Source organism: Seonamhaeicola marinus (genome assembly GCF_008085455.1).
The window spans coordinates 87,070-95,586 of the sequence record NZ_VSDQ01000241.1; the positions used below are offsets into that span (position 1 = coordinate 87,070).

The following is an 8,517-nucleotide window of genomic DNA, read 5'->3' on the forward strand; positions in this document are numbered from 1 at the left end:
ACCAATTAAGTTTAGCTGAGGTATCTAGGTTTTTAAATACTAGGTATATATCCTGTTCTCCAGTTATAATCTTATTTAAATCACCTGTGTAAACTGTATTTTGATTACGCGTTTTGGCGTTGTGCTTAGAAAGATTTATCCTTCCCAATAATTCCCCTTTTTGGCTTCCTAAGCGTATATCTACCTTCCCTTTTTTAATGTTATTTTCAAACTTTACGGAAAAGTATTTTTCAGCACCTTCAAATTTCACTTTAGTAAATTGCAACCAACTTTTATTTTTAAAATTGGTAATAACAAAGTCCTTATTTATGTAATGGGATTTTTCTAGGTTATCTGATTTTCCATAAAACCATTCAGATTCAATTTTTTCCCAACTTGTATTGTATCGGGCAACACCGTAATTAAAATGGCTGTCTAAAAATCTAGTATCTGTGACAATTTGATTTTTTTCATCAAAATGACAATACGAAATTATTGATTCTCTATACCTATATCCAGGCCTTATATAATAACACCAAATGTGGTAAAATTGCCCTTTCCACCAAAAAAAGCTTCCATGTGCCAATTCACCTAAATCATGTCCTTCTCCAACACTACCAACTGTTTTATACGGACCGTATATGTTTTTACTAACCGCATAGTTTTTACCCCAAGAGAGGTAATAAGTGTCTTTAAATTTAAAAATATAGTTTTTGTCCATCCACTCTGGCGTATCTTCCCATTCCTTGCCAATAATTTGTATTGGTTTTGGTGTTTCAGCGAGCGAAATCATATCATCATTTAATTGGGCGACATGGTAACCTCCACCATGTTTTTCACCATAGACTATATATGGCGTATTGGCTTCATCATCATTAATTAAAATAGTGGGGTCGTGCATAGGACTAACAAGAGGTTTTCCCAAAGCATCGTTAAAATCGTCATACATAGTATTAGCTGTCATTACCCCAATTCCTCTTTTTTTATCAGAGAAATAGAAATAATATTTACCGTTTCTATTAGCCCCATCACCTGCCCAACAATCTAAGCTATTGTCATTCATGTAATTGTTTTTGGGGCTAATGGTATTTATTAATGTCCAGTCTGTTAAATTGGTTGTTTTATAGACTTTCCAATCTGGCATTTTCCAAGTTTTATCCTCAGGAGAAGAATCATGACCTGTAAATAGATAAATTGTGTCATTAAATACGCGTACATGGGGGTCCGACATCCCTATATCTTTAATAATAGGGTTTTGTGCAAATGTATAAACGCAATTAAATGCTATAAAAATGGAATAGTAAAATATCTTTATATTCATTTGATAACCTTTTTTACTTTAAAGAGACTTTAAAAACCGTTGCTATATCATCCATTTCGTTTGAATTAGGCGTGGTAATATTTAAAAAGGCATTGTTTAAATTCCATTCTATTGGCACATGGCTACCAAGTAGTGATATTGCTTTAATTCTATCTTTATAATATTCACTAATATGTTTTATAGATATTGTTTCCTTAGGTTTTGGTTTACCCAACACATATAAGTAAATAGCACTGGAATCTTTAGATATTGTAAATCTTATATCGTTATGGCTGTATTCGGTAGTGGCTTTTTGGCCACCATGTCTGCCATCTTCAACAAGGGCTTCACCATAACCAAATATTTTGTATGGTCTTGTTTGATAAACAGCTTCTTCGTGTTTTTTAATCCATTTTCCTATGGCATTTAATACGTGTTGCTGCTCTTGGTTAATAACGCCTTCTGCTGTTGGTGACACATTTAATAAAACAATGCCACGTTTGCTCCATATATCTATCATGTTTCTTATGAGTAGTTCTGGTTTCTTATAAGTTTGGTCTTTTACATAACTCCAACTCCCTTTACTTATGGTCATATCGCTCAGCCAGTATTCATCGGCAATATTTCGCATACCTCCTTGCTCTATATCTAAAACACCAACATTTTTAGGTAAATCTTCTTGCTTATAGGCTACTATTGTTTTCTTATTATTCTTTATACTATTATTTACTTGCAGATTAACCATTTTCATTCTGTAGTCTTCAGAAATTCTATCAAGCCCACTATCAAACCAAATAATATCAGGTTGATATTGCTTTACAACTTCATTTACTTCTTCTAGCCAATATTCTTGAAATTCATCCCAAGGCATATTTCCATATAAATACTTTAGCTTATTATCTTCTGATGCAGTTGCATAGTTAGGATTGTATGGAAAATAGCTAGCGTTATCTCCCCATTTGGTAGAATCATTTTTAAACCTTTGATAGGTTCTAGCATGATGAAAAGTGGTTATTGTCTTTAAACCCAATTCTTCAACTTCTTCAAGCATCTCTCCAACGATATCTCTTTTAGGCCCCATATCTGATGCATTGTAAGGATTTATCTTACTATCCCACATAGCAAATCCATCATGATGCTGTGCTATGACACCAGCAAAACGAGCGCCCGATATTTTGAATAATTCTGCCCATTCTTTCGGATTGAATTTTTCAGCCTTGAACATCGGAATAAAGTCGTGATAACCAAAGTTAGCTGGGTCTCCAAAATTTTCTACATGGTAATTATAAGCCTTTGTTCCTTTTACGTGCATCCATCTAGGATACCATTCATTATGAAATGCTGGCACAGAATAGGGTCCCCAATGAAAGTAAACACCTAATTTGGCATCTGAAAACCATTCTGGGTCATTCATATGTATGGATAGTGAATCCCAAGATGTTGTGTTAAAAACTAAATCCTTGCCAGAACTGGTTTTCTCTCCACAACTTAATATACTTAAGGTTAAAAAAAATAGTAGTTTAAAATATTTCATAGGTAATTCAAAAGATAAATTTTATTTTAGATACATTTTACTAATTGCAATTCCGCTATTAATTGTATTAGGATTTGCTTTTTCAATTCCTAAAAAAATATGTTCTACTTCAGATAATTTAAATTGGGTGGGAGATTTTGTTTTAAACCAATACGGCAAATTTATTTTACCAGGATATGGTTTTGGTAATAGAGGTAGTTGCCCCTGTTTTAAATCTTTTAGGTTTATACTAAAATAATTGTTACTACTTGATACATTTATTTTCCCCACATAAGCCGTAGCATCTTTTAGCGCTATTGTTATATGCAGTGTTTCATCTTTTTCAGATAAAGGATACCCTTCTATAACCAGTTCGTGCTTATTTTTTAGATGTAATTTGCGTTCTGCAATTCTATCTGCACAATACATTCTTATAAATTTTAAAGAATCGATACCTTTAAACCTTTTTGGTTCTAACTTAATAACAGACTGTGTGGAATACTTTGATGGATGTTTTTCTATTAAATCACTTCTATTGGGCTTTACAACCATATTCCAATCTGTTTCGGCATTAAATAATAAAACAGGTCTTGCATTGTCAACAACCATAGTTTCATAAGGTTCAATAGTATCATCTAACCTTAAATCACCACGATATTTTCTTCTTTTCAAGAGTGGAGCACCCGGTATTCCAGAAGGATATATTAGATTATTTTTATTGGTTTTAACAGTAATATGGTATCTTAAAACCTTTTCGGTTTTGAATAGCTCTTTTGGAAGTTCTACGTCATATTTAAATGGAGCCACAGACTTTTTCATAGGATAATTTTTACCTCCTCCTTTTGATAATACTGTTACATAAACTTCTTCCACAGGATTTGGATTAGCTACAAAAGCACTAATATTTAAAGTTTCACCTAGGGGTATTTCTTTTAAGGGTTTATGCACCAAATGCGCACTATTTATTGTCTTTGCAGAGGTATAATATTCATTTAAATTAATGTTATTTGCTATAATCGTGTTTTCTTCAAGGTATTTAGTATCTGGACTAGTTATCAGGTAAGTTCCTGGTTTGATTTCAAATGTATTTCCATTGGCAAATGTTTTAATTGTATTACCCGTATTTAATCCCTTGATTGCAAACCCTGCTTTTAAATCAGGTAAATCCAACTGCATTAAATTAGAGTTATTCTGAATTACCGAAGCCTCACGTTCAAGAAAAGGCGCAAAGAATGGGTCTTTTACCCAAAGCATATCTGGCAATACCTCAAGCCTCCAAACACCATTTTTTATCTTATCTAAAAAATATGCACCAGTACCGTTATATTTTACTATTTGAGAGTTTCCTGTTCCAGCAACCTGCTTTAGTGTTTTAGCAGACACAATTGAAGAGTTGGTACTGGTTGAGTACAAAAATTTCTCTTTTGTAATCATTTCAGCTAAATCTTTATCGGGGTCTAAATGAAATGGTCCAAAATCATTATTGAGAGGATAGCGTCCTTGAGATTCTCCTAATGGAATGTACCTAAAGGCTTCTGCTGCTATCATCATCCCTATTGCTTTCTTTGGCGTATGAATTAAATTTAAAAAATGTGTCCTGTATTCAATATTACTATCGGCTGCGTGCAAAGGGTCGTATGCAAAATGTGCCGCAAATTGAAAACCAGCTTCTCTAAAACTTCGCGCCATAGCAACATACATAGTAGCTGATTTTCCAACATCAGATGGACTAAATTCATATACAAACTTTGGGGTTTTACGCTGTTCTATTTCATCTTTAAAAGCTATAGTATACGCATCTACATTTGGAAGCGAATTGCCATGTAAATTCATATTAGAAGTAAGCCCGGTTGGGTACCACTGAAATGTAGTACCTTCAATTTTAGAAGCAAGAATATATTCTTTTTGATAGGCACTAGTTGTTATATTATAAAATATAGGTTTAGAGCATCCCGTTGAGCGAATAGCATCATACATGGTATTAATGTAGGCTGTTGTCTGTTCAGGGTTTGTACCGTGACTTGGCTCATTATGTATGGCAAATGCAATAATATCTTCATCATCTTTATATGATATATTTGTATAAGGATTGATGTGTGAAACTAATTGCTTTAAATAATTTTCCTGCATTGGCCAACAATTCTGGTTACTTATACATTTGTTTTTGAATTGTGTGGTATAACCGCCCCCTTCTCCCCCATACATACAAGTAATGAATATCTTGATACCTCTTTGTTTGAGTTTGAAAAACAGATAATCTAAAAGCTCTAAGTGTTCATTAAAAACAAGATTACCCTCTGCATCCGTTATATAACCTTGCCAAATATGCAATCTATACCCATCTAAGCCTAACCTTGCCATGTGGTATACATCTTCATCTATGGCTTTATGATAATCTGCTCCTAGAGGGGCACGCCATTTCCAGTAAGAAAAAGGAATGGCATAATTGGTACCAAAATTACAGACCTCTTTATTAGATTTTGTCCATCTTACAACACCTTCATCATCTACATGCGTTTGCGCTGTAATAAATTGTGATGTATATAAAAGGAAAAATAATCCAATTAAACTAAATTTTATATTAAAGGTTGAATGTGTCATTATTAATCTTCTTTTATGTAGAAATCTGAAACTAGTTTACGCGGTCCATTGGCATACTGCCATAGATAATCTCCGGTAGCCCTTGTACATTTTTCACCAAAGTGATTTGGTAATACAGAAACTAATGGATATCCTATTTTGTTTTTATACATATTTAAATGCTTCAGGAATTTTTGTTCGGTAATTACTTTAGTGTCATTACCTCCAATATGATCTAGGTTTATACCTCTTCCAGGACAAGACTGAGAGGCAACCTTATAATGTGTTTTTACCCTACCTTCCCAATCTACATTATCCCTAAGCCATACATCGTTTGTTCTTATTACATCAGCATATTTAGCAAAGAATATATCAGAAACATGAAACTCCATTTCTAATTCGGGGTTGATATTTTTAGCTGCTCTGTATAATTCTTTATGTATGTGTAACATGTCAGATTTTGTATTGTATGACATATCTATTTTGAATTTTTTAACCCCCATGTCATTAAACCTTCCTATAACTTCTGAGGCATAATTGTATATGTCTGCAGCAGGATTAAGATACCTAACACCTTTACTGGCTATTTTTTCCCCACGTGCTTCCCATTGACCTAATAAGTTTGGTGATTTCTTAGCAATAAGGCTATCCTTATGTATTTTTGGAAATCCTATCCATAGACCAGGAGTAAACCCTTTTTCTTGAATCATTTCCATAGTATTTTTAAAATCAGGAAATTTTTTAGGGTCTGGTACCCACGAACCAAAACCAGAATCTACATGTCCGCTAGGAAATTGTCCCCAACCATGGTCTAGCGTTAATTTTCCTTTAGGATATCCCAAATCAATAATAGCATCTATATATTTCTTAACAAACTCATGAGTTAATAAGTTAAAATGTGAAATTTGATGTGTTCTTTGGTATTTCTGTTCAACCCATGTGCAGTATTCTACATCTGACCAAAACTTTGGGTAATCCTTAAGGGGTTCAATACCCAGACGCCCCATTATTTTTGTATTATATATTTTCCAAGCGGTATCACCATTTCCACTTTCATCAACAAAAACATCTTGCCCATTGGGTATTTGAATGGTTAGTGTATCTGTACCATTAAAGTTGAATGTAGAATTTTCATAACCGAAAGTAGACATAAAACCAAAGAATTTACCATTGGCATCAACAATAACAGGAGACCCTGACATACCACTTGCTCTGATGGTAAATGGATTATGCGTAAATGCTTCTTTTCTATAATAATGAGACCCACCGCCTCCGGGGTGACCTCCAGGAATACTGTGGTACGGACAAAAAAGAGGAGCTGTCACTCTAAAAGATTTCATTTCCAAATCTGACCCACCATTAATATCATTAAAAACAAATTCTGGATCCGCAGATTTAGTATCTGCATTTAGTGTATTTAAAAAACCAATACTTGCTATTCCTAGTCCTGTTTTTTTTATAAAGTCTCTTCTTTTTGTCGTCATGTCTTATCAAATTAATTAGTAGAAGCCATATAAGCATCAAAAGCTTTACCGTCAAAAGGGACAATCAAAATCTTACTGCCGCTGTTGTCATTGCCCAAATCGCCTCCCTTTCCAGAGTCGATAACTGAAAAATGGAAATGTGTTGGATGCCCATCTTCAACGTATACCGTCATGCGCTGTATGCATTTCCAGTAGTTCTTCGTACCATCTGTATATTTAAATATACCATGGTCCTTGCTAAAGGCAATGCCCCTTTTTTGCCAGTTGGTTATACCATCTGTTGAAGTAAGGTGGTAGGATACATCGCCCCCTCTCCAGTGGTTTACCACTAGATGGTACATACCACCACTGTACCAAAGGGTAGGGTCCTCCATTTTTTCCTGGGGCAGCCCTTCAATACCTTTGTAAACCGTATCGGAAACAACTTTATAGGGTCCAAGTATACCATTTTCGCTAATAAGTACGGCGCAGGACCTAGGGATGAGCATATAGCGCCCATCTGGCCTTAGGAATATCTGTACGTTGGACATGAACCCTACCGAACTGTCCTTGACGGCACCTGCGTTGTTCGTATCATATCTTACCAGGCTATAATCATAACCGTTCAGGTCTATCTTGATATCTCCTAAAAGCTCGAATGGACCATAAGGGGAATCCGAAATGAATACCTCTCCTGGAGAACGCTCACTTTGCACAATGGCATATTTGTTATCATGTGTCTTAAGGGCTACTACGTTTGAACCTAGCCCATCCTTCCAATTGGGATGCACCATTCCAAGGTCCTTGTATGGTCCCATAACGTTATCGCTTACGGCATGTATGGCCTTTGATGCCGTTTTCCAACCTTTGCTGTGGCGCTTCTCCTGGGTCCACCTGCTGGCGTACATGTGGTAGACGTTCTTTTCATCCCTTACAATCTTTCCGTCCCAGTAGCACCATTTGTCTACTCTTAAGTTGCCTAAAGAGTCCTTGATGGTACCGTCCTCTAGCCCATTGTTGATGTCTCTGGGCAATACGTTTGGTTCTCCCCAAATACCCTCAGATACCAACGGTCCTTGTGGCTCCATAGGAAGAAAAAAGTCAACTAAATTCTTTTTATCCTGCCCATTACATATATTAAAAAAAACCAATAGTATGATAAGCAACTTAGTTCCTGAACTGTATTTAAATAAATATGACATTTTTATTACTCTTTATTTATTAATCTTACTCATATAAGCATCAAAAGCTTTACCGTCAAAAGGAACAATCAAAATCTTACTGCCGCTATTGTCATTACCCAAATCGCCTCCCTTTCCAGAGTCGATAACAGAAAAATGGAAATGTGTTGGATGCCCATCTTCAACGTATACCGTCATGCGCTGTATGCATTTCCAGTAGTTATCCGTACCATCTGTATATTTGAATATCCCATGGTCCTTGCTAAAGGCAATCCCTCTTTTTTGCCAGTTGGTTATGCCATCTTTTGAAGTAAGGTGGTAGGATACATCGCCCCCTCTCCAGTGGTTTACTACTAGGTGGTACATACCGCCACTGTACCAAAGGGTGGGGTCCTCCATTTTTTCCTGGGGCAGCCCTTCAATGCCTTTGTAAACCGTATTGGAAACAACTTTATAGGGCCCAAGTATACCATTTTCGCTAATAAGTACGGCGCAGGACCT

At 35.4% G+C, this 8,517-nt stretch carries 5 protein-coding genes and 1 pseudogene; all 6 read right to left on the bottom strand.

What is annotated here, in order from left to right; all coding sequences use genetic code 11:
- On the bottom strand, nucleotides 1-1,300 hold a 1,300-nt coding region (locus tag FUA24_RS03595), incomplete at its 3' end, for a carbohydrate-binding protein (protein WP_148540129.1).
- A 13-nt stretch (nucleotides 1,301-1,313) separates the two neighbouring features.
- Nucleotides 1,314-2,813, bottom strand: a complete 1,500-nt coding sequence (locus FUA24_RS03600; protein ID WP_148540095.1) for an alpha-L-fucosidase — start codon at nucleotides 2,811-2,813, stop codon at nucleotides 1,314-1,316.
- Nucleotides 2,814-2,834: 21 nt separating this feature from the next.
- On the bottom strand, nucleotides 2,835-5,393 hold the full coding sequence (locus FUA24_RS03605) for a glycoside hydrolase family 5 protein (protein WP_148540096.1): 2,559 nt from the start codon (nucleotides 5,391-5,393) through the stop codon (nucleotides 2,835-2,837).
- A gap of 2 nt (nucleotides 5,394-5,395) precedes the next feature.
- A complete protein-coding gene (locus FUA24_RS03610; protein ID WP_148540097.1) occupies nucleotides 5,396-6,856 on the bottom strand; it encodes an alpha-galactosidase in 1,461 nt (486 codons plus the stop codon).
- Nucleotides 6,857-6,867: 11 nt separating this feature from the next.
- Nucleotides 6,868-8,037 (bottom strand): glycoside hydrolase family protein, encoded by a 1,170-nt coding sequence (locus FUA24_RS24945; RefSeq protein ID WP_187388145.1) that lies wholly within the window; start codon nucleotides 8,035-8,037, stop codon nucleotides 6,868-6,870.
- A gap of 12 nt (nucleotides 8,038-8,049) precedes the next feature.
- Nucleotides 8,050-8,517, bottom strand: a pseudogene (locus tag FUA24_RS24950) (hypothetical protein); the annotation flags it as partial.

Excerpts from the sequence above, each read along its gene's own strand:
- FUA24_RS03600 (WP_148540095.1), bottom strand. The coding sequence starts at position 2,813 with ATGAAATATTTTAAACTACTATTTTTTTTAACCTTAAGTATATTAAGT.
- FUA24_RS03605 (WP_148540096.1), bottom strand. The coding sequence starts at position 5,393 with ATGACACATTCAACCTTTAATATAAAATTTAGTTTAATTGGATTATTT.
- FUA24_RS03610 (WP_148540097.1), bottom strand. The coding sequence starts at position 6,856 with ATGACGACAAAAAGAAGAGACTTTATAAAAAAAACAGGACTAGGAATA.
- FUA24_RS24945 (WP_187388145.1), bottom strand. The coding sequence starts at position 8,037 with ATGTCATATTTATTTAAATACAGTTCAGGAACTAAGTTGCTTATCATA.